This window comes from Sporosarcina sp. NCCP-2716, assembly GCF_023707985.1.
Classification (GTDB): domain Bacteria; phylum Bacillota; class Bacilli; order Bacillales_A; family Planococcaceae; genus Sporosarcina.
In genome coordinates, this window is sequence record NZ_BRCF01000006.1 from 43,156 (window position 1) to 61,875 (window position 18,720).

The 18,720-nt window shown below is 55.6% G+C and carries 20 protein-coding genes and 1 riboswitch; of the genes, 10 read left to right on the forward strand and 10 right to left on the reverse strand.

Annotated elements, in window-relative coordinates; genetic code table 11:
• The first annotated feature begins 59 nt into the window (after positions 1–59).
• Both NFU03_RS09860 and NFU03_RS09865 read left to right on the forward strand, forming a co-directional pair.
• On the forward strand, positions 60–1,343 hold the full coding sequence (locus tag NFU03_RS09860; RefSeq protein WP_251638288.1) for a purine/pyrimidine permease: 1,284 nt from the start codon (positions 60–62) through the stop codon (positions 1,341–1,343).
• An 80-nt stretch (positions 1,344–1,423) separates the two neighbouring features.
• A complete protein-coding gene (locus NFU03_RS09865) occupies positions 1,424–2,617 on the forward strand; it encodes an NAD(P)/FAD-dependent oxidoreductase (RefSeq protein ID WP_251638289.1) in 1,194 nt (397 codons plus the stop codon).
• A gap of 69 nt (positions 2,618–2,686) precedes the next feature.
• On the opposite strand, the gene ypfJ is transcribed toward NFU03_RS09865, so the two are convergent.
• Entirely contained in the window at positions 2,687–3,532 is an 846-nt protein-coding gene (ypfJ, locus tag NFU03_RS09870; protein WP_251638291.1) for a KPN_02809 family neutral zinc metallopeptidase, read from the reverse strand.
• 92 nt (positions 3,533–3,624) lie between these two features.
• A complete protein-coding gene (locus NFU03_RS09875) occupies positions 3,625–4,125 on the reverse strand; it encodes a TspO/MBR family protein (RefSeq protein ID WP_251638293.1) in 501 nt (166 codons plus the stop codon).
• A gap of 214 nt (positions 4,126–4,339) precedes the next feature.
• Here NFU03_RS09875 and cyoE point away from each other — a divergent pair, with 214 nt between their 5' ends.
• Positions 4,340–5,257 (forward strand): heme o synthase, encoded by a 918-nt coding sequence (cyoE, locus tag NFU03_RS09880; RefSeq protein ID WP_251638295.1) that lies wholly within the window; start codon positions 4,340–4,342, stop codon positions 5,255–5,257.
• Positions 5,258–5,318: 61 nt separating this feature from the next.
• On the opposite strand, the gene NFU03_RS09885 is transcribed toward cyoE, so the two are convergent.
• The 4 genes from NFU03_RS09885 to NFU03_RS09900 form a co-directional block, all read right to left on the reverse strand.
• A complete protein-coding gene (locus NFU03_RS09885; RefSeq protein ID WP_251638297.1) occupies positions 5,319–5,888 on the reverse strand; it encodes an SLOG family protein in 570 nt (189 codons plus the stop codon).
• A gap of 9 nt (positions 5,889–5,897) precedes the next feature.
• Positions 5,898–7,868, reverse strand: coding sequence for an elongation factor G (locus NFU03_RS09890; RefSeq protein ID WP_251638299.1), 1,971 nt, complete (start codon positions 7,866–7,868; stop codon positions 5,898–5,900).
• A 56-nt stretch (positions 7,869–7,924) separates the two neighbouring features.
• A complete protein-coding gene (locus NFU03_RS09895) occupies positions 7,925–8,281 on the reverse strand; it encodes a DUF5658 family protein (protein ID WP_251638301.1) in 357 nt (118 codons plus the stop codon).
• A 95-nt stretch (positions 8,282–8,376) separates the two neighbouring features.
• On the reverse strand, positions 8,377–9,240 hold the full coding sequence (locus NFU03_RS09900) for a YitT family protein (RefSeq protein ID WP_251638303.1): 864 nt from the start codon (positions 9,238–9,240) through the stop codon (positions 8,377–8,379).
• A gap of 222 nt (positions 9,241–9,462) precedes the next feature.
• Between NFU03_RS09900 and nhaC the strand changes: the two genes are divergently transcribed.
• Positions 9,463–10,941 (forward strand): Na+/H+ antiporter NhaC, encoded by a 1,479-nt coding sequence (nhaC, locus tag NFU03_RS09905; protein WP_251638305.1) that lies wholly within the window; start codon positions 9,463–9,465, stop codon positions 10,939–10,941.
• Positions 10,942–10,995: 54 nt separating this feature from the next.
• On the opposite strand, the gene NFU03_RS09910 is transcribed toward nhaC, so the two are convergent.
• A complete protein-coding gene (locus NFU03_RS09910) occupies positions 10,996–12,237 on the reverse strand; it encodes an HTH domain-containing protein (RefSeq protein WP_251638307.1) in 1,242 nt (413 codons plus the stop codon).
• 88 nt (positions 12,238–12,325) lie between these two features.
• Between NFU03_RS09910 and NFU03_RS09915 the strand changes: the two genes are divergently transcribed.
• Entirely contained in the window at positions 12,326–13,441 is a 1,116-nt protein-coding gene (locus tag NFU03_RS09915) for a mandelate racemase/muconate lactonizing enzyme family protein (RefSeq protein WP_251638310.1), read from the forward strand.
• Positions 13,438–14,115 carry an N-acetyltransferase gene (locus NFU03_RS09920; RefSeq protein ID WP_251638312.1) on the forward strand — a complete coding sequence of 226 codons (678 nt, stop codon included), beginning with the start codon at positions 13,438–13,440 and terminating at the stop codon, positions 14,113–14,115. Before NFU03_RS09915 ends, NFU03_RS09920 begins: the two co-directional genes overlap by 4 nt.
• Before the next feature lie 69 nt (positions 14,116–14,184).
• Here the strand turns inward: NFU03_RS09920 and NFU03_RS09925 are convergent, their stop codons facing one another.
• Both NFU03_RS09925 and thpR read right to left on the reverse strand, forming a co-directional pair.
• Entirely contained in the window at positions 14,185–14,343 is a 159-nt protein-coding gene (locus NFU03_RS09925; RefSeq protein ID WP_251638314.1) for a hypothetical protein, read from the reverse strand.
• Positions 14,344–14,410: 67 nt separating this feature from the next.
• Positions 14,411–14,959, reverse strand: coding sequence for an RNA 2',3'-cyclic phosphodiesterase (gene thpR, locus NFU03_RS09930; protein ID WP_251638316.1), 549 nt, complete (start codon positions 14,957–14,959; stop codon positions 14,411–14,413).
• A gap of 153 nt (positions 14,960–15,112) precedes the next feature.
• Between thpR and NFU03_RS09935 the strand changes: the two genes are divergently transcribed.
• Positions 15,113–15,631 (forward strand): DUF3231 family protein, encoded by a 519-nt coding sequence (locus NFU03_RS09935; protein WP_251638318.1) that lies wholly within the window; start codon positions 15,113–15,115, stop codon positions 15,629–15,631.
• Between the two features lie 145 nt (positions 15,632–15,776).
• The gene (locus NFU03_RS09940) at positions 15,777–16,094 is read left to right on the forward strand and encodes a thioredoxin family protein (RefSeq protein ID WP_251638321.1); all 318 of its coding nucleotides are present in this window, start codon (positions 15,777–15,779) and stop codon (positions 16,092–16,094) included.
• Positions 16,095–16,149: 55 nt separating this feature from the next.
• Here the strand turns inward: NFU03_RS09940 and NFU03_RS09945 are convergent, their stop codons facing one another.
• Positions 16,150–16,419 carry an AbrB/MazE/SpoVT family DNA-binding domain-containing protein gene (locus tag NFU03_RS09945; protein ID WP_251638324.1) on the reverse strand — a complete coding sequence of 90 codons (270 nt, stop codon included), beginning with the start codon at positions 16,417–16,419 and terminating at the stop codon, positions 16,150–16,152.
• Between the two features lie 206 nt (positions 16,420–16,625).
• Here NFU03_RS09945 and NFU03_RS09950 point away from each other — a divergent pair, with 206 nt between their 5' ends.
• Both NFU03_RS09950 and metA read left to right on the forward strand, forming a co-directional pair.
• Entirely contained in the window at positions 16,626–17,486 is an 861-nt protein-coding gene (locus tag NFU03_RS09950; protein ID WP_251638326.1) for a YitT family protein, read from the forward strand.
• A gap of 72 nt (positions 17,487–17,558) precedes the next feature.
• Positions 17,559–17,664: riboswitch (SAM riboswitch) on the forward strand.
• A gap of 82 nt (positions 17,665–17,746) precedes the next feature.
• A complete protein-coding gene (gene metA, locus NFU03_RS09955) occupies positions 17,747–18,655 on the forward strand; it encodes a homoserine O-acetyltransferase MetA (protein WP_251638328.1) in 909 nt (302 codons plus the stop codon).
• The last annotated feature ends 65 nt before the right edge of the window (positions 18,656–18,720 follow it).

Genomic DNA, 18,720 nt, shown 5'->3' on the forward strand with positions numbered 1-18,720 from the left:
TTATCATGGTATACTGTTAAAAAGTTTGAAGGAACTGTGTATCGGAAGGGGATTTACGTATGAAACAACTTGCAGGCGGTATCCAATGGGCCGTCTTTTTAATGGCGTCTTCGATTGCAGCGCCAATCGCGATCTCCCATGTATTCGGCATGGATGCAGGGGAGACCGCCCACTTCCTGCAGCGGACCATTTTCGTCCTCGGGGCAGCCGGCTTGCTGCAGGCCTTTTTCGGCCATAAACTGCCTATCAACGAAGGGCCCGCGGGATTGTGGTGGGGCATCTTCGTCGTCTATGCCGGCATGGTCGGTGTGTTCTATGAAACATCCGATCAGGCGCTTCAGGCCCTTCAGAGCGGGATGCTGTACAGCGGTGTGCTGTTCATCGTTCTTGCGGCGGCGGGCGTCATCACGAAGATGAAAGCGCTGTTCACACCCGCCATCACATTTACCTATCTCATGCTGCTCATCCTGCAGCTGAGCGGCACGTTCCTGAAAGGGATGACCGGTGTGGAATCCGCGGCGGATGTCATCAGTATCCGGACAGCAGCGGGCAGTTTCGCTGTCCTGCTCGTCACGTTCCTTACGATGAGGAGTAAGCGGGAATGGCTGTCGAGGTACGCCGTCCTGTATTCGATCGCAATCGGCTGGGCGATCTTCGCCGTCCTCGGACTTGCGCCTGCCATCCAGCAGCAGTCCGGCAGCCTGATCGAACTGCCGAAGATGTTCGTCTACGGACCGCCGGTGTGGGACAGCGGCGTGGCTGTGACTTCGGTGTTCATCACCCTGCTGCTGATCGCCAATCTGCTGGCGTCCCTGAAAGTGATGGAAACCTTGCTGAAGAACAAATTCGGCCGAGTGCCTGAAGACCGCGTCCGGCAGGGCTCCTTCGTATCCGGCGTCAACCATCTGCTGTCCGGTATGTTTTCCGCAATCGGCCCGGTGCCGATATCCGGCGCTGCGGGGTTCGTTGCGGCTACCGGGATGGCTTCGATCGTCCCGTTCGTCATGGGCGGCATCCTGATCGTCCTGATTACCCTGTTCCCGTCCGTCATGTCCGTCTTTGCTGCGCTGCCGGCGCCTGTCGCCTACGCGGTGACGTTCGCCATCTTCACGAATATGGTGTCCATGGCCTTTTCAGAGCTGGATGAAGACGCGGACAAAGTACGGTCGAGACGGGCAGTGGCGATCGGACTGATGACCGGTGTCGGCATCATGTTCATCCCGTCAGCAAGCTTTTCGGAGCTTCCTGCGGTGCTCGCTTCCGTCCTGTCGAATGGTCTGATCACCGGGACGCTCGTAGCGATCATCATCGAGCAGCTGTCGATCCGTTCCGTCTCCCGCTGAATCCGTACTCTGCAGGTTTGCCGGTTCCTGGTAAACGGGAATAGACAACCAAGCAGTTCGATTAAGAAAGGGAGATTCAGATGGCACTGACAACTGGAGAGACGTTTTGGGATAAGACGGCAGAGGCGGCACGGACGTTTCCGCCGCTGCAGCAGAATGTACATACCGATGTGCTGGTCATCGGGGGAGGCATGTCCGGCACGCTCACGGCACACGTTCTGGCGAAGGCCGGGAAACAAGTGACCGTCATCGACCGGGGAGCAGTCGGCGAAGGGAGCAGCAGTGCGAACACCGGCCTGCTGCAATATGCGAGCGACACGATGCTGTCCGAGTTCGTCGACAGGATCGGCGAGAAAGACGCCGTCCTGTTCTACCGGATGTGCCTGGAAGCGATGGATGAACTGACGGAGCTGGCCGGTGAACTTCCGGATACCGCGGAATACCGGCTGCGTGACAGCATCTACTATGCGTCATCCGAAGAGGATGTCGATAAGCTGAAGAGGGAATACAGCTATTTGAAAAAGTACGATTTCCCTGCAGAGTATCTGAGCCATGCTGCACTGCAGGCGGAATACGGGGTGGACAAGCCGGCAGCTATCAGGACATGGCATGACGCGGAAGTCAATCCGTACAGATTCATCCAGGCGGTCACCGAAAAGAATGTGCAGTTAGGTGTCTCCTATTATGAACAGACGGAAGCGGATCTCCATTCATTGGAAGACCATATGATCCATACGGCTGCCGGGAACCGGATCTCGTACGGGGCGATGGTGCTCGCGACAGGTTACGGCACCGTCTTCGAGGAGATCGCCCATCTCGCTTCGATCACCCAGACGTTTGCTCTTGCGACCGAACCGCTGGAAGAACCGCTATGGACCGACCGGGTGATGGTGTGGGAAACGAAAAAGCCCTACTTGTATTTCCGGACAACGAAGGACGGCCGTATCATTGCAGGCGGGCTGGACGAAAAGTCGGATGCACTGCACGAAGACCCGTCAGTAATCCGCAGCAAAGCGGAAGAGATCCTGAAGGAAGTGCAGGACATTTTCCCACAGGCGGATGTGAAAATCGCCGCTGCGTGGAATTCACTGTTCGGCGTGTCCCGGGACGGCCTGCCGTTCATCGGTCCTTCACAGTCCGGAGCCGACGTCTACTGCCTGCTCGGGTATGAAGGGAATGGCACCTGTTATTCGATGGCCGGAGCGAAGATCATCCTCGATCTGATCGACGGTGTGACGAACGAATACGCCGCCATCGTTGACCCTGGCCGGTAAATCCGTCTATCTGATCACCCATGAAAAACATCCGGCAGTCCGCTTACGAGCGGACTGCCGGATGTTTTTTTAGAAGTTCAGGCCGGCGAACGTATTGCCGCCTTCGATCGTGCCGGTTTCGTATCCTTTTTCGAACCAGTCCTGTCGCTGCTTCGCTGAACCGTGCGTGAAACTTTCAGGGACGACATAGCCTTGCGCCCGGCGCTGGATCGTATCGTCACCGACAGCGCTCGCGGCCTGCAGGGCTTCCTGGATGTCGTCTTTTTCAAGGAGGTCCATGCTGCGCGCCCGGTTGGCCCACACGCCCGCGAAGTAATCCGCCTGCAGTTCAAGCCGTACGGAGTACTTGTTATATTCTTCTTTGCTCAGCCTGTTGCGGAGCACATTCATCTTGTCGGACGTGCCGAGCTGTTTCTGGACGTGGTGTCCGACTTCGTGGGCGATGACATACGCCATTGCGAAATCACCGGGTGCCTGGAACTCGTTCTTGAGTTCATCGTAGAAACTGAGGTCGATATATAATTTCTCGTCACCCGGACAGTAGAACGGGCCGACCGCGGAACTCGCGGTGCCGCATGCCGACTGGACACTCCCTGTGTACATGACAAGCGTCGGATTCCGGTACGTCATCCCTTCTTCTGCAAATACTTCCGACCAGACGTCTTCCGTATCGGCCAGTACGACTTTCACGAAATCCGCATGGTCGTGTTCTTCCGCGGACTCCTCGTAAGGGGCTGAGGAACTGCCGCCGCCGTCCGACAATCCGCTGAGGATTTCAGATGGATCCCCGCCGAGGAACATGACGACCAGCAGGATGACCACGGTCCCGAGGCCTCCTCCGATGGCCAGGCCTCCTCCGCCGCCTCCTCGCCGGTCTTCAACATTTGTACTTTCTCTGCGTCCCCGCCATTTCATACGCATAACCCCTTGCTGTATCAGTAGTATGTGTCTGCCTGCTTCCTATGTGCTATACCCAAAAAAGAGGCGCTCTATGCGCCCCGGGCCTTTCAGCTGCGGTTCAATTTCCAGATGGAGTAGTTCAGCGTCCAGGCGAACGAAACCCAGCCGATATACGGAAGGAGCAGTTTGCCGGCAGCGGAATCGACTTTGTTGAATTCGTAGGCCGTCAGGGATATCATGGCGAGCAATGCGGTCATTTCGAGCAGTGCCGTTCCGCGCAGGTTCCACTTGAAGAACAGGAACGACCAGATATAATTCAGACCGAGCTGCAGTTCATAAGGGGTCAGTATCCCTTTTTTCTCCGCAGCGGGGGTTTTCCGTTCTGCGCGGTATTTCGCATACCCCATGATTCCGTAGAGGGCTGTCCACGCAATCGGGAACACTGCCGGCGGCGGGCTGAATGACGGTTTTTCGAGCTTTGCATATTGCTGCTGGGTATTCCGGTTCGCGAGCCAGCCGGTGATGGATCCCCCGATGACCGGGATCAGCACATTGGCAGCGAGTTTTTTCCAATCCGTCTGGGCAGGTGAAGCAGTTGGTGAATTCACGTTGATCGGCTCCTTTCAGTTACCTATCTGATTCCCGCTATCCGGTTTGCAAAACCAGGGAAGGGAGGAGGGTGCGATAGGTCAATGGTGAACTGGCTGAATCTGTCACATCTTTTTCATTTCATCCCTTTCTGTTTTCGCCGAAAAGATGATATAGTAGGAAGAAGGAACGGACATTTTCACTTTCTTATCATTCTTCAAAGGATGCGGTCTTATGCAGAAACCAATGGAGCGGACGCTCGAAAACGAACGGCACGTGTCTTCTTCACTTGCCAGCGATCTCAAATATTTGTTCAAAGGACCTGTGCTGGTGGCGAATGTGCTGCCTGTCTTTGCAGGTTTCTGGCTCGCCATCTACTTCTATGGCGGCACTTTTGCTGAATATATCTCCCTTTTCTTTTTGACCATGGCGGGAAGCACGATGCTGATGGCAGGAGCACTTACGCTGAATAACTGGTACGAAGTGGACTTGGACCGGGTGATGGCGCGGACGCAGAAGCGGCCGACCGTAACGGGCAACATTTCCATGGAGACCATCCTGAAAATCGGGATTGTCCTCTCGGTGGCCGGCATCCTCATGCTGTACGCCGCGTCACCTGCAGCGGCGATCTATGGCTTCATCGGCTGGTTCACGTATGTCGTGCTCTATACGATGTGGTCGAAACGGAAGTATACGCTGAATACGGTGATCGGCAGCGTGTCCGGGGCTGTTACGCCGCTGATCGGATGGGCTGCTGTCGGGCCGTCCTACCATATGGTGCCGATCGTGCTGGCAATCGTCCTGTTCATCTGGCAGATGCCGCACACATTCGCAATCGCCATCAAGAAGGTCGATGAATACCGGGCGGCGGGTGTTGCGATGCTTCCGGTCGTCAAAGGGATCCCGATGACGAAGCGGCAGTCGATTGTCTACTCGGCCTGCCTGCTGCCGCTGCCGTTCTTCCTGGCAGCATTCGGCACAGGGTTCATCGTCCTCGTCTCACTTATGAATGTCGGCTTCCTCGCATTGTCGCTTGCCGGCCTTGCCATGAAAGATGATTACAAGTGGGCGCAGTGGATGTTTTTGTACTCAGTCAACTACATGACCATCTTCTTCATGTCGATGATTCTCATGACAACATCTATTCTATAACGAAAAAAACGAGCGGGCAGGCTGTTCTCCTTGGACAGCCTGCCCGCTCGTTTTTTTGTATTCAGAAGTCGTTGAAGGCATCCTGCTGTTCCCGCTGGATGTCTTCCGCGATCAGCTGCAGATCGTCTGCCGTGATCGTCAGGATTTCATACGGTTCGGTGTCCGCATACTTTTCCGCCATCCGCTTCATGAATTTCGGGGAGCCGTCGTTCTCCTCGTCATAGACGATGAGCAGCCCGTCCGTCTTCCGCAGCAGGAATTTATCCCGCTCGATGAACTGCCAGGGCGCTTCGTACGGACGTTTCGTGAGACTCACTTCGAAATCCGCCAGCATCTGCAATTCCTCGTAATCTTGTTTCTTCGCATCATTCCAGTTTTTCTCCTGTTCCTGGAACGGGGTGATCAAAGCGAGCTGCAGAGCCGGGAATTCGTCCTGCAGGTCACCGGTCACCTGGCCGGCCCACGTCTCGACGCCGGGCTGACCGCTGATCATGACCCATTCGAGACCATTTTCCGCAAGAGCCCGGAGCCGGTCGGTGATCGCTTTCTTGATGATGCCGATTCCCGGGTGTTTGGCGTCAAATATGCCGAGTTCATGCGGTTTGTAGCCGGTGATGACAACATGTTTCACGTCGATCCCTCATTTCTCCGCGCGTTCGCAGTGCATGGCCGCTTCTGCATCCTGCCAGCCGACAGCATATCCTTTTCCTTTGGCGCAGAAAACGGATGACGAACTGTACTCCGGATCGGCATCTTTGTCATAGCCGATCCTCTCGATCACTTCCTTCGGGTTATGGCAGGGACCATAGCCTCCGAATGTCAGTAAGAGCACCCCTTTGCCGCCCGTGTAGGATGCGAACTCTGTGCTGTAATCCATGAACGTCGCTGCCGGGACGGTGCCTGTCACCGTCACTGATTCCCCTGATGTCTCCGGGGGATCGAACGTTCCGTGTGCAGCCTGGATATCGGTCAGCACACGGCCGATCAGCTCTGTCCGGAGTTTGATCTTGAACTGGTAATACGGTTCGAGCAGCAGGTTGTCCGCCTGTTCCAGTCCCTGACGGAGCGCCCGGAAAAGGGCTTCCCGGAAATCACCGCCGGACGTATGTTCATTGTGTGCCCGTCCTGTCAGCAAGGTCACGTGCATGTCGGTGATCGGGGAGCCGGTGAGAAGCCCGTGATGATCGCGTTCGAAGAAGTGCTTTTCGATGACACGCTGATGGCCGGGTGAAAGGGCGTCCGTGTGGCAGACGGAAGAGAAGCGCAGACCGCTGCCGCGGGGAGCCGGTTCCAGCCGGACATGTACTTCCGCGTAATGCTTCAGCGGTTCGAAATGGCCGTATCCCGTCACAGGGGAAGCGATGGTCTCCTTGTAGAGGATGACCGGTTCACCGAATGTGACCGTCAGGCCGAAACGCTCGGCGGTGATCCGCTGCAGCACCTCCAGCTGGATGACCCCCATCACTTGGATTTCAATCTCCTGGCTGTGCTCACTCCAGCTGGCGCGGAGTGTCGGGTCTTCTGAATCGAGCATGCGGAACACCCGCCAGACGTCCCTGGCGGAAAGTGCAGGTGCGTGATGGACCGCCGCCTTCAGGGCGGGCACGGACGTGAGATCCGGGAGAGGATCCGCTGTGGAGGCAGCGCCGATCCTATCGCCTGCCGCAGCGCCGGACAATCCAAGAACGGCAACGATGTCTCCTGCTGCAGCTACCGGAACAGCCGTGAACTGGCTGCCGTTGTAGATGCGCAGCTGGGTGATTTTCTCCTCTTCGCCGCCAGCTGTCAGTTCATCCCGGACAGAAACCGTCCCGGCATGCAGTTTCAAGTACGTCATCCGGCGTCCATCGGCGTCATGGCGGATCTTATACACCGTTGCGGACAGCGGCTCCGCGTGCAGCAGTTCGTCATCCAGCCGCTCTGTCAGTGCGGAAAGTGCGCCGAAGAACGGGTCGACTCCCTCGTTGTGCAGCGCAGATCCGTATCCGCAGGGGAAGACGGCGCCACGGCGGACGAGGTCTGTCAGCGTCCGGAACCATATCCCTGCGTCATAGCCGGATTCCAAGTAATGCTCCAACAGCCTGTCATCCCGCTCAGCGACCCACTCTGCAAGCTCTTCGGTCATCGTTCCGTCCGCATGCAGCTGATCCAGGTTGAAACAGTCAGGCGACAGTGAGCTCCTCACCTCATCCAGCAGCCCTGCTGCGTCAGCTGTCTCCCGGTCCATTTTATTGAAGAACAGGAACGTCGGGATGTTGTATGCTCGCAGCAGCTCCCACACCCGTTCCGTATGTCCCTGGACACCGTCCGCAGCACTGATGAGCAGGATGGCGGAGTCCATGACAGTCAGGGCCCGTTCCATTTCCGGTGAGAAATCGGTATGGCCGGGCGTGTCGATCAGTGTGTAGGTATGATCCCCGTATCGGAGCTCTGCCTGTTCGGCAAATACCGTGATCCCCCGATCCCGTTCGACCGGGTGAATATCGAGGAATGCATCCTGATGATCGACCCGCCCGCGTTTCCTGATCTGATTCGTGTTGTACAGCAGCTGCTCGGAGAACGTCGTTTTACCGGCGTCCACGTGAGCTAGTATCCCGATTGTCTGTTTCATCTTATTTCTCCCCATCCGCTAGATTCACATAGTCCAAGTATAGCATTTGCGGGTGATCATAACGAATGCAAGAGGAATGTGAAAGAAAAAACGGCAAGCCAGACGGCATGGAGGAACGTGACGGCACTGTAGGCGAGGAGGGCAGCGGTCAGGGCGATCCGGACAGCGGGTGAGGCAGGCATCCGCGGGGACAGCAGAAGCAAAATGAGGGGAGCCGCAAGTTTAACGGCGTAGAAGAGCATACGGCTTTCCTGATGGACGAGCGCCATCAGCACATTCGCTTCTTCGATCAGCTGCATCCGGAGACCGGCATCCGTCGCGAACGCATCCGCTGTACAGAAGATGAGCAGCAGCATGCATTTCCATTGTATGGAACGGGGTACAACCCGGGACTGCATATACCCTTTGGTCATCGGTTCCTCCTTCCCAGGCACAAATGCCTTTTCCATAAGGGTGGTCAGCCGATCCGGAAGGTAAACAAAAAAAGACGGGCTGCAGAGGCAGCTCGTCAATGGATTGCGGATTTGAAGCGGGAGCCGTGGGTTTCCTGGGTGTCCATGATCGTCGTGAAAGCGGCAGGATCGATATCGTGCACGATCTGTTTCAGCTTCGTCAGCTCGAGCCGTGTGACGACGACATAGATGACATCCTTCTCATCATCACTGTAGCCGCCCCTGCCGTGCAGTTTCGTCACGGAGCGTCCGAGGCGGTGGCTGATGGCCGATGCCATCTCCTCGTATTCGTCCGATACGATGATTGCCGCTTTCGTTTCATCGAATCCTTGGATGACTGCGTCGATCGCCTTCGAGGCAATGTAGTACGTCAAAATGGAATACATCGCTTTTTCAGGACCGAGGACAAACCCCGCCCACCCGAAGATGAAGATATTGAGGAACATGACGAACTCCCCGACCGAATAGGGGATCTTGCGCGTAAGCAGGATACCGAGGATTTCCGTGCCGTCGAGCGCACCGCCGTTCCGGATGACGATTCCGACACCTGCACCGAGGATGAGGCCGCCGAAAGCTGTAGCTAGCAGCGGATCCGTAACGAACGGGCCGACCGCTTTCAGGGGGAATTCGATGATGGCGAGGAAAACGATGGCGAATGTCGACGAGATGAAGAAGTTTTTCCCGATATGCTTATAACCGAAAAACACGAATGGCAAGTTGAACACCAAGATCAGGATACCGAACGGCAGGTCAGTTAAGTAATTCATGATGAGCGAGATGCCGATGATTCCGCCGTCAATGACGGAGTTCGGGATGAGGAACAGTTCGAGCGCAACCGCCGCAAGACCAGCGCCGACTGCAATATAGAAGAAGCGGAGGACCAAGTGCCGGAAAGACTCTTTTTTGTGTTCTTTTTTCATGAAAAGAAAGCCACCTTTTACGTGTTGGATACTGAAAAAGCTGTCAGAAAGAGGATGTGGGCTCTTTTTCCAGACAGAAAAGTTACAGCGCTTAATAAGTATACCATTGAAACCGTTTACAAAAAAACTATTGACAAAGGAAAAAAACGCGTTTATTATTCCAATAACGACTATTAAGCGACAGTTGAATCTAGTCTGACATTTAGAGTGGGGTGGATGGATATGAGGGAGAAAAAAGTACGGGAAAAGCGCGAAATACATTTCGGGATGGCAATATTGCCGCTGGTGGTCATGATTGCAGTCATGCTGGTGACCGTCGTCTGGCTGGAACAAGGCCCGCACATGCCGCTGATCCTCGGTACGTCCGTCGCGTCCATCGTTGCCTGGAAATATGGCTTCACGTGGAAAGAGATCGAGGAGATGATGTACAAAGGGATTCGCCTTGCACTTCCTGCGGTTGTCATCATCATGCTCGTCGGTCTGACGATCGGTGCATGGATGGGCGGCGGAATCGTCGCTACGATGATTTTCTACGGCCTGAAACTGATCACGCCGGCTTGGTTCCTTGTCGCGATCATGATCATCTGCTCCATTGTTTCCCTTGCGATCGGCAGTTCGTGGTCGACGATGGCGACGATCGGCGTCGCTGGTATGGGAATCGGCCTCAGTATGGGGATCCCGGCAGGAATGGTGGCGGGTGCGGTCATTTCGGGAGCTTACTTCGGAGACAAAATGTCACCGCTTTCAGATACGACAAACCTGGCGTCCGGCCTGACGGGCACGGACCTGTTCGACCATATTAAACACATGCTGTACACGACGATACCTGCACTTCTGATCGCTTTCGGGGTCTTCACATTTCTCGGCCGCCGTTTCGCGGACGGCAACCTGGACATGGATAAGATCACACAGACATCGAAAGTCATGCAGGAGAGCTTCCTGATTTCCCCGTGGCTGCTGCTCGTTCCATTGGCGGTCATCGTCATGGTGGCGATGAAAGTGCCGGCAGTGCCTGCGCTGATCGTCGGGATCATCATGGGCTTCCTCAGTCAGATCTTCATCCAGGGCGGAACTGTGACAGGCGCACTGACTGCACTGCAGGAAGGTTTCACCATCAAGACCGGCAATGAGCTTGTCGATAACCTGTTTGACGGCGGCGGACTCGATTCGATGATGTACACGGTTTCCATGACGATCGTCGCGATGACGTTCGGCGGGATCCTCGAATACTCCGGCATGCTGAAGTCGATCATGGACCAGCTGCTGAAAGTCGTGAAATCGACAGCATCGCTCGTCATTTCGACGATCGGCGCCTGTGTCATGACGAACGCGACGTGCGCAGAACAGTACATTTCAATCGTCGTGCCGTCCCGTATGTTCAGTCAGGCCTACAAAGACAAAGGTCTGAGCTCGAAGAACCTGTCGCGGGCATTGGAAGACGGCGGGACGCTGACGTCGGTCTTCATCCCGTGGAATACGTGCGGGGTGTTCATCCTCGGGACGCTCGGTGTCGGGGTAACGGAATACGGACCATATGCGATCATCAACTTCGTCGTTCCGATCTTGTCGATCTTGTATGCCATCACCGGGTTTACGATCGTCAAAATGTCGGCAGATGAACGCGAGCGGATGGAAGCGCATGATGCGAAACTGCTCGCTGACCCGTCCATTGAAGACGAACAGATGCCTGCACATTCATAATGAAAAGCTGTCCAGCAGCCCGCTATCATAAGCGGGGCCGGACAGCTTTTTTTGTCAGTAGACGGGGAAGGATAGTTCGTAGACGGATCGCGGACGGCCCTGCCGGTAGGTCATTTCTTCGCCGATCGTGTTCGCATAGTCCGAAGACAGCAGTTTCTTGATGGTGCGCTCGGCGGTCCTGCGGGAGACACCGAGGAACTCCGCCAGATCGTTGGCGGTGAACTGCATCGTCTGACGGTTCTGTCCGAACTGGGCGAGCTTCGTCACGACAGCGGGACTGAGTGCAGTCGTTTCCGCGATTTCGGCAAGGACCGGCTCGATGACACGAAGGCCGACCGCCTCCCGCGTCAGATGCAGCACGTTCTGCAAATTCTTCTCCTCGTCAAGCATGTAAAGGCCTCCGGGATGATCCGCTCGCATATACCGCAGTGCGCTGACTGCGTGTTCTTCCGCAGCAGCCACCGTATGCCCGCAGCCGAATGCCAGCTGTCCCTCGGCAGCGGCCGCCGCCTCGGCGAATTCCGGAAGGGAGGCCGCCGTGCGGATCGCTCCGTGCGTCGTGTAGAAACGGACCGCATTCCCGCTGTCGACGGAGTGGGCATGGAGCAGACTTGAAAGACGGCGGATCAGTTCCTGGGAAGCCGGCCGGCCATCCGGTGTCTGCAGGATCCCGACGGCGGCTTTCGATGTTTCGCTTCTGTGGTAGAGCGCTTCCTGACAAAGGACATCGAGCGTTTTCAGGAACGAACTTTTGACGCTGATCATCTGGACCGCCGGAATGCCGAGTGCTTGAAGCCGGTCATAGGCGGCATGGACACTCGTCACAGCGAGCTTTGCTTCGCCGGACTGCCGGGCCCCTATATGGAAATCGATGACCTCCTGGAGACTGTAGTCTTCTTCCAGCGGAAAGACGGCGGGCTCCTCTCCGGAGGTAGCGCTTGCCGTCAGGACGTTATGCAGGACTGCCGGATTCCTGACGTCGATGGAAAGGTCGGACAGCCGGAGTGGTCCGCGCAGAGCGATCGACAGGAGAGTGGCGGCAATCTCGGTTTCATCCTGCTTCAGATAGACAGCGGGTACTGGGATCCCCGCGAGCATCTCTTTGGAAGCCATGTAGGGCAATGAGCCGGAAAACAGGATCGCATCACACGGGCGCAGGTTCTTCAGAAGGGCGGGTGCACCATCCGGCCGGTCATATGAATACAGATCCAGTGCGATCTCCTTACGGTCAAGGACGTACTCCGCAGATTTTTCGCAAAAAGAAACGGAACCGAAAACGGCGATTTTAGTTCTCATGAAAGTTTTCCCCTTTTTAATTAGCGACTATTTAACGACAATGATACAATGGATGAAAGCGTTTGCCAAGAGGAAAGGGGAAAGTTTTATGAAAATTCAACACATTGAGATCTTTGCGATCCGGCTGCCGCTCCATGAGCCGTTCGTCATCAGCTATGCGACCTATCCGGATATGCCTTCCGTCATCGTCAAGATGACGACGGATACGGGGGTCGTCGGCTACGGGGAAGCCGTTGCGGATGAACATGTGACAGGTGAAAGCCGCGAAGGGACGTTCGCCGTGATTGAGCATACGCTCGCACCGGCGGTCATCGGACTGGACCCGGCCGAGTTCGAACGGCTCCACACCGTCATGGATAAGGCGATCTACGGAGTGCCTGCCGCGAAGGCGGCCATCGACATCGCCTGCATGGATGCCGTCGGCAAATCACTCGGCATCCCCGCGTATCAGCTGCTCGGCGGACGGTATCACGACAGCTTCCCGATCACCCATGTACTGAGCATCGGCGAGCCGCAGGCGATGGCTGACGAAGCGGCGCAAATGATGGAAGCAGGGTACCGGTCGTTCAAGATGAAAGTCGGCACGGTACCTGCAGATGACGTCAAGCGCATCCAGGCAGTGCGCGGACGGGTCGGGGATGACATCGCAATCCGGGTCGACGTCAACCAAGGATGGAAGAACAGCGCCGCAACGCTGCAGGCGATGAAAAACCTGGAAGCCTGTCAGCTCGACTGGCTCGAACAGCCGGTGCTGGCCGACGACATCGACGGGCTCGTTGAAGTGAAGTCGAAAAGCGCCACGCCGCTCATGGCAGATGAGAGCTTGCGGGGCACGACGCAAATGCGGGAAATCATTGCAAAGCGTGCTGCGGACAAAGTGAACATCAAACTGATGAAGTGCGGCGGCATGTATCCCGCCATGAAGCTTGCCCACATGGCCGAAATGGCGGGAATCGACTGCCAGGTCGGCTCCATGGTGGAATCGTCGATCGGCTCTGCGGCTGGTTTCCATGTCGCCTTCTCACAAAAGACGATTACGAGCGTGGAATTGACAGGCCCGCTGAAATTCAGCAAAGACATCGGGGACCTGCAATATGACGTGCCGTTCATCCGTCTGAACGAAAAGCCGGGGCTCGGTATCAGCATCGACGCACAAGTCTTGGCGGAGTTGACGGAATACCGTTCAGGAGTGGGTTCGCTATGAAAGACGTCCTCTTAAAAAACGGCACCCGTCTGCCTGTCGAAACACTCGCACCTGAAGACCTTCCGGAAATCCGGCAGCTCCAGGAAACGGTGATCGGCGCCTTGACCGAGAAAAGTTTCCTGCAGCCGCTGACCGATGAGGAATACCTGTATATTCTCAATGGGAACGGAACGATCGCAGCTGTCCGGGACGGCGGCCGGCTCATCGCATTCCGTGCGCTCCTCGATCCCGGCGATGACCCGGAGCATCTCGGGGCGGACACCGGAATCCCGCGGGAACAATGGCCGAACGTACTCTACTCGGAAATCACGAACGTCCATCCAGAGTACCAGGGGAACGGCTTCCAGCGCCAGCTCGGGCACATCGTGATGGAGACCGTGGACACGGACCGGTATCAGTACATCTGCACGACGGTATCCCCATTCAATATCGCAAGCATCAAAGACAAACTGGAACTCGGCATGCACATAAAGGCACTCACCGTTAAATACGGTACGCTGACCCGTTACGTGATGATGAAGGACCTGACAGAGGATCCGGCAGTTGAAGGGGATGAATGGCAGGATGTCGGCATGGGGGACAACGGGATGCAAATTCGTCTGCTGAAGGAAGGGTGGACCGGGGTGTCCATCTGCCAGAAGGATGGCGACTGGATGGTCCGTTACCGGAAATAAGTCAGCTGAAAAGAAAAAAAGAACGGGCCATCCGGGAACTTACATCCCGGCTGGCCCGTTTTCGTTCGGTTACTTCCTTTTCGCTTTCATGTCTGAAGAGGAAGTGAGCTGTGCGATTTCACGCGCCATTTCCTCTCTCATCTGCGAGGCGGATAACTTCTGTTTCTTCGGCGTCTGCGGCAGGGAGCTTGAATTTTTCCCGCCTGTCGTATGTTCGTCACGTCCCATGTGAATCGCTTCCTTTCTGCTGCTTCCTTCGCGCGTAGTATGTGCGCCAGGCAGGAATCGATTCAGCTCATCCATTGCCGAAAGGGAACACGTCTTCCGGGATGTACTTCGGTGAACTGGACGGTTCGATCCTGAACAGGGTGACGCTGCCGGCGCTGACATGGAGTGCCGGGAACTGTTCTTTTGCAATCTTCAGCGGCCGTCCGTCGATCGTTTTCTTCGCGATGGTCACGTGCGGTACATACGGCTGCCGCAACGGTTTCTTCAAAACGTCGGCCAGCGCCTCGCCGGACTTCGTATACAGTTCGGACAGCGACCTGTTTTCATCCACCGACAGGTAGACAACACGCGGACCGGCCGGGTTACCGAAATAGGACAGGCCGCCGATCCCGAGTGTCATCGGGGCAAAGCCTGCTGCCGTTTCCCGCAGCGCCTGTTTGACGGCTTTCAGTTCCTCTGCGGTCAGGGCGCCGAAAAAATGCAGGGTGATGTGAAGGTCGTCATGATGGGGGATCGCTTTGTAATGACCCTGGAAATCATACCGGGCGAACAGGTCTTCAAGCTGGCTGCGGACGACCTGGAACGGCACAGGGATTGCTGCGAAGTAATGGGTCACGGATAACTCACTCTCCTTTTTCAGTTCAGTGTAGCGTATAACCGGCAGATTATGCATCGAGCCTGCACAATTCCCTGTTATGTCATGTATGGAATCAGTGCGCCCGCAGATACTACTGGCGAACGTGATACTAACAGAAATGAGGAGAGACCAATGGGTATTTTAAGCGGAAATCCAAAAGACGAGCCGATGCATTACGGAGAAGTGATCGGATGCTGGTCCTATGTCGGCGCCAACAAAGGCCTCATCAGCGGCTACCAGGCCTTCATGAACCACGCGGGCGATGAGGACCTGAAGAGGCTCATCCAGGAAGCCATCGACATGATGAAAGAACAGAACACGAAGCTGGAGGAGATCCTGAAGGAGAACGGCATCATGCCGCCGCCTACATTGCCGGATCGTCCCGTCTGCAATCCGGAAGACATACCGCCGGGCGCCCGCCTGATGGATCCCGAAATCAGCGCAGCCGTCTCCATCAACGTCGGACAGGGACTCGTCTCCTGCAGCCAGGTGATGGGCCAGTGCCTGCGCGAAGACATCGCCGCCCTGTTTGCGAAGTTCCACCAGGAAAAAGTGATGTACGGAGCAAAGCTGCTGAAGCTGAACAAGGAAAAAGGCTGGATCATCCCGCCGCCGCTCCTGAAGAACGATCACAACGACAAAGAAAGCTGACCGCTGGCAAATGGAACATGGAAAGCGGAGAATCCGGATCTCGGAATTCTCCGCTTTTTTGCAGTTCCAGCAGCAGACCGGAGCATCTGTCTGCACGCGGGGAAGTGCGGATGCTATACTTGAGCCGGAAGAGGAGGAGAGGCATATGCAGAAATTATTGTCTGAAGAGCAATTCGAGAATTTGAAACAAGGGGAGCGGACCGTATTTCTATTTTCCGCTGACTGGTGTCCGGACTGCCGGGTCATCGAACCTTGGCTGCCGGGCATCGAAGCGGATTATCCGGAGTATGAGTTCGTCTACGTCGACCGGGACCAGTTCATCGACATCTGTGCAGCGCACGACATCTTCGGCATTCCGAGCTTTCTCGTCTACAGCAACGGGAAAGAGGCCGGCCGGTTTGTCAGCAAGGACCGGAAGACACGGGAAGAAATCACAGCATTCCTCGACCATCCCGGAGAGTGATATCCATTCGGCGGCAGCCGGGCATGTCTGTATGCCCGGCAGCCGCCGTCATCCATTAGAAAGAGTCTTGAATTTCGCGGAGCAGAATTTCGGCACCACGCGGGCTGACGTAGATCCCGCTTGAGAGCTTGAAGTTTTCCGCGGTGATTTCCCCTGTTACTGCGCACGCTTCCCGGATCTTGTAACTGCGCATGATCAGCTGGTCATCTTCAGTGAAAAACTCCAGCGGCTGTCCAGTTGAGATACGCAGCGTCTCCCTCAGTTCCTTCGGAAGGACGATTCTCCCTAAACTGTCCACTTTCCTGATTATGCCTAAATTCCTCATAAGTGATCCTCCTTCAAAGGTACCGAAATTCTTCTATAATCATACAGATGCCTCTTCCGGAATGCAAAATATTGGTGATGATTTGTCGAAAGGCCGGTAAATCTGACTATTTCGAATGAATGAACTTCTATCTCTACACAAGTCAAGCGTCACAGCTGCCTGTAAGTTTGATAAAATAGGACAGTTGACAGGAACGGAGGGGTACGATGACATTCACCGAATTCAAGAAATCACCGCTGTTTGATTACATACAAATTATCGCAGGCTCTGCATTCGTCGGACTCGCGTTCACAATATTCCTGCTCCCTGCCCGAATTGCGGCAGGCGGGGTATCCGGCATCAGTACGATCGTCTATGATTTGTACGGGTTCAATCCGGCGTATGTCCAATGGCTGATCAATCTGCCGCTGCTCATCCTCGGATTGGTCCTTGTCGGCAAGGACTTCAGCTGGCGGACGATCGTCGGCACGATCGCTGTCCCGTTTTTCATCTTCCTGACAACGGGCATCGAAACACCGATCCATAACCCGCTGCTCAGTTCCATCTACGGCGGCATCATGCTCGGGATCGGACTCGGCATCGTCTACCGCGGCAACGGTTCCACGGGCGGTACCGCTCTGATCGCTCAGATCCTCAAAAAATATACGAACTTCTCAAGCGGTTTCGCCCAGCTGATCGTCGACGGAGTCGTCGTTGTCGTCTCAGCATTCGTCTTCGACCTGGAGCTCGCTTTGTACGCGCTCATGGCCATTTACGTGACGAGCAAAGTGATCGACTTCGTCCAGCTCCAGACATCGCCGACGAAACTGATCCTCATCATCACGGAGAACGAGGAGAAAGTGCAGGATCTCATCCACAACGGACTGAACCGCGGTCTGACGAAGGTAAGGTCGATCGGCGGATATTCCAATGCGGATAAGATGATCATCCTGTGCGTGGCGGAACAGTCGGAAGCGATCTACTTCAAGAAGATCGTACAGGAAGAGGAACCTTCGTCGTTCGTCATCTTCCTGAATGCCTCGGAAATACTGGGCCGCGGTTTTTCGAGGGCTCAGTTCGACGACTGAGCATCCGGAAATAAGCAAGCTCTTTGACTATACAAACCATTCAGAAATGGTATACTGGTCAGTAATCGAATACGCTTATCAAGAGAAGCTGAGGGAACTGGCCCGATGACGCTTCAGCAACCCCTGGATCCTCCAGGAAGGTGCTACTTCCACAAGACATTGTCTTGAGAGATAAGAAGGACGGCCGCAGCTCCCGCTTTCTCTCCAGAGAATGGCGGGGGTTTTTTTGACGGGCGTCTTACCTTAGGAGTGAACTGACAATGCCGATTACAATCCCAGAAGCACTGCCAGCAGGTGAATTGCTGAAACAGGAAAAAATCTTTGTGATGGACGCGGGCCGAGCCGAGACGCAGGACATCCGGCCGCTGCGCATCCTGATCGTCAACCTCATGCCACGGAAGGAAACAACAGAACTGCAGCTCCTCCGGCTTCTCGGCAATACACCGCTGCAGGTCGATATCACATTCTTACGGACGGCATCGTACATATCGAAGAACGTCAGTAAGACCCATCTCGATACGTTCTACAAGACGTTCAGCGAAGTGGAACACGAAAAGTTCGACGGGATGATCGTGACAGGCGCGCCTGTCGAACAGATGCCGTTCGAGGAAGTCGGCTATTGGCAGGAGATACAGGCGATCCTCGACTGGGCCGCCGTAAATGTCACCTCGTCCATGCACATCTGCTGGGGAGCGCAGGCTGCGCTGTATCACTATTACGGCATCGAAAAGCATGATCTTGCAGAAAAGTGCTTCGGCATTTTCGATCATACCGTGACCGATCCGACCGTCAATCTGGCAAGAGGCTTCAATGATCTCTTCCCGGCACCTCACTCCCGGCATACCGGCATATCCGAACGCGACGTGGAGGAGCACGAAGCGCTGGCGATCCTCGCGCGTTCCGACGAGGCGGGGCCGTTCATCATCGTGTCGGATGACGGTAAGAATGTCATGATCACCGGCCACCTGGAATATGACGCCGAAACGCTGAAGGAAGAATACGACCGGGATATTGCTAAAGGGTTCGATATAGCCATCCCGCTGCATTACTACCCTGAGGACGATCCCTCACTCGATCCGCCGAACACATGGCGCTCCCATACACACCTGCTGTTCTCCAACTGGCTGAACTATTACGTCTACCAGCAGACGCCGTATGACTGGCGCTGATCCGAGGGAATTCACGGAGGCCCGGCTGCATGCATTGCAAAATGCAGCCATCCGGTGTATGATGA

What these genes read in the sequence shown, in the direction of transcription:
- NFU03_RS09860 (WP_251638288.1), top strand. Translation starts at nt 60, where the DNA reads ATGAAACAACTTGCAGGCGGTATCCAATGGGCCGTCTTTTTAATGGCG.
- NFU03_RS09865 (WP_251638289.1), top strand. Translation starts at nt 1,424, where the DNA reads ATGGCACTGACAACTGGAGAGACGTTTTGGGATAAGACGGCAGAGGCG.
- ypfJ (WP_251638291.1), bottom strand. Translation starts at nt 3,532, where the DNA reads ATGAAATGGCGGGGACGCAGAGAAAGTACAAATGTTGAAGACCGGCGA.
- cyoE (WP_251638295.1), top strand. Translation starts at nt 4,340, where the DNA reads ATGCAGAAACCAATGGAGCGGACGCTCGAAAACGAACGGCACGTGTCT.
- NFU03_RS09890 (WP_251638299.1), bottom strand. Translation starts at nt 7,868, where the DNA reads ATGAAACAGACAATCGGGATACTAGCTCACGTGGACGCCGGTAAAACG.
- NFU03_RS09895 (WP_251638301.1), bottom strand. Translation starts at nt 8,281, where the DNA reads ATGACCAAAGGGTATATGCAGTCCCGGGTTGTACCCCGTTCCATACAA.
- NFU03_RS09900 (WP_251638303.1), bottom strand. Translation starts at nt 9,240, where the DNA reads ATGAAAAAAGAACACAAAAAAGAGTCTTTCCGGCACTTGGTCCTCCGC.
- nhaC (WP_251638305.1), top strand. Translation starts at nt 9,463, where the DNA reads ATGAGGGAGAAAAAAGTACGGGAAAAGCGCGAAATACATTTCGGGATG.
- NFU03_RS09910 (WP_251638307.1), bottom strand. Translation starts at nt 12,237, where the DNA reads ATGAGAACTAAAATCGCCGTTTTCGGTTCCGTTTCTTTTTGCGAAAAA.
- NFU03_RS09915 (WP_251638310.1), top strand. Translation starts at nt 12,326, where the DNA reads ATGAAAATTCAACACATTGAGATCTTTGCGATCCGGCTGCCGCTCCAT.
- NFU03_RS09920 (WP_251638312.1), top strand. Translation starts at nt 13,438, where the DNA reads ATGAAAGACGTCCTCTTAAAAAACGGCACCCGTCTGCCTGTCGAAACA.
- NFU03_RS09925 (WP_251638314.1), bottom strand. Translation starts at nt 14,343, where the DNA reads ATGGGACGTGACGAACATACGACAGGCGGGAAAAATTCAAGCTCCCTG.
- NFU03_RS09935 (WP_251638318.1), top strand. Translation starts at nt 15,113, where the DNA reads ATGGGTATTTTAAGCGGAAATCCAAAAGACGAGCCGATGCATTACGGA.
- NFU03_RS09940 (WP_251638321.1), top strand. Translation starts at nt 15,777, where the DNA reads ATGCAGAAATTATTGTCTGAAGAGCAATTCGAGAATTTGAAACAAGGG.
- NFU03_RS09945 (WP_251638324.1), bottom strand. Translation starts at nt 16,419, where the DNA reads ATGAGGAATTTAGGCATAATCAGGAAAGTGGACAGTTTAGGGAGAATC.
- NFU03_RS09950 (WP_251638326.1), top strand. Translation starts at nt 16,626, where the DNA reads ATGACATTCACCGAATTCAAGAAATCACCGCTGTTTGATTACATACAA.
- metA (WP_251638328.1), top strand. Translation starts at nt 17,747, where the DNA reads ATGCCGATTACAATCCCAGAAGCACTGCCAGCAGGTGAATTGCTGAAA.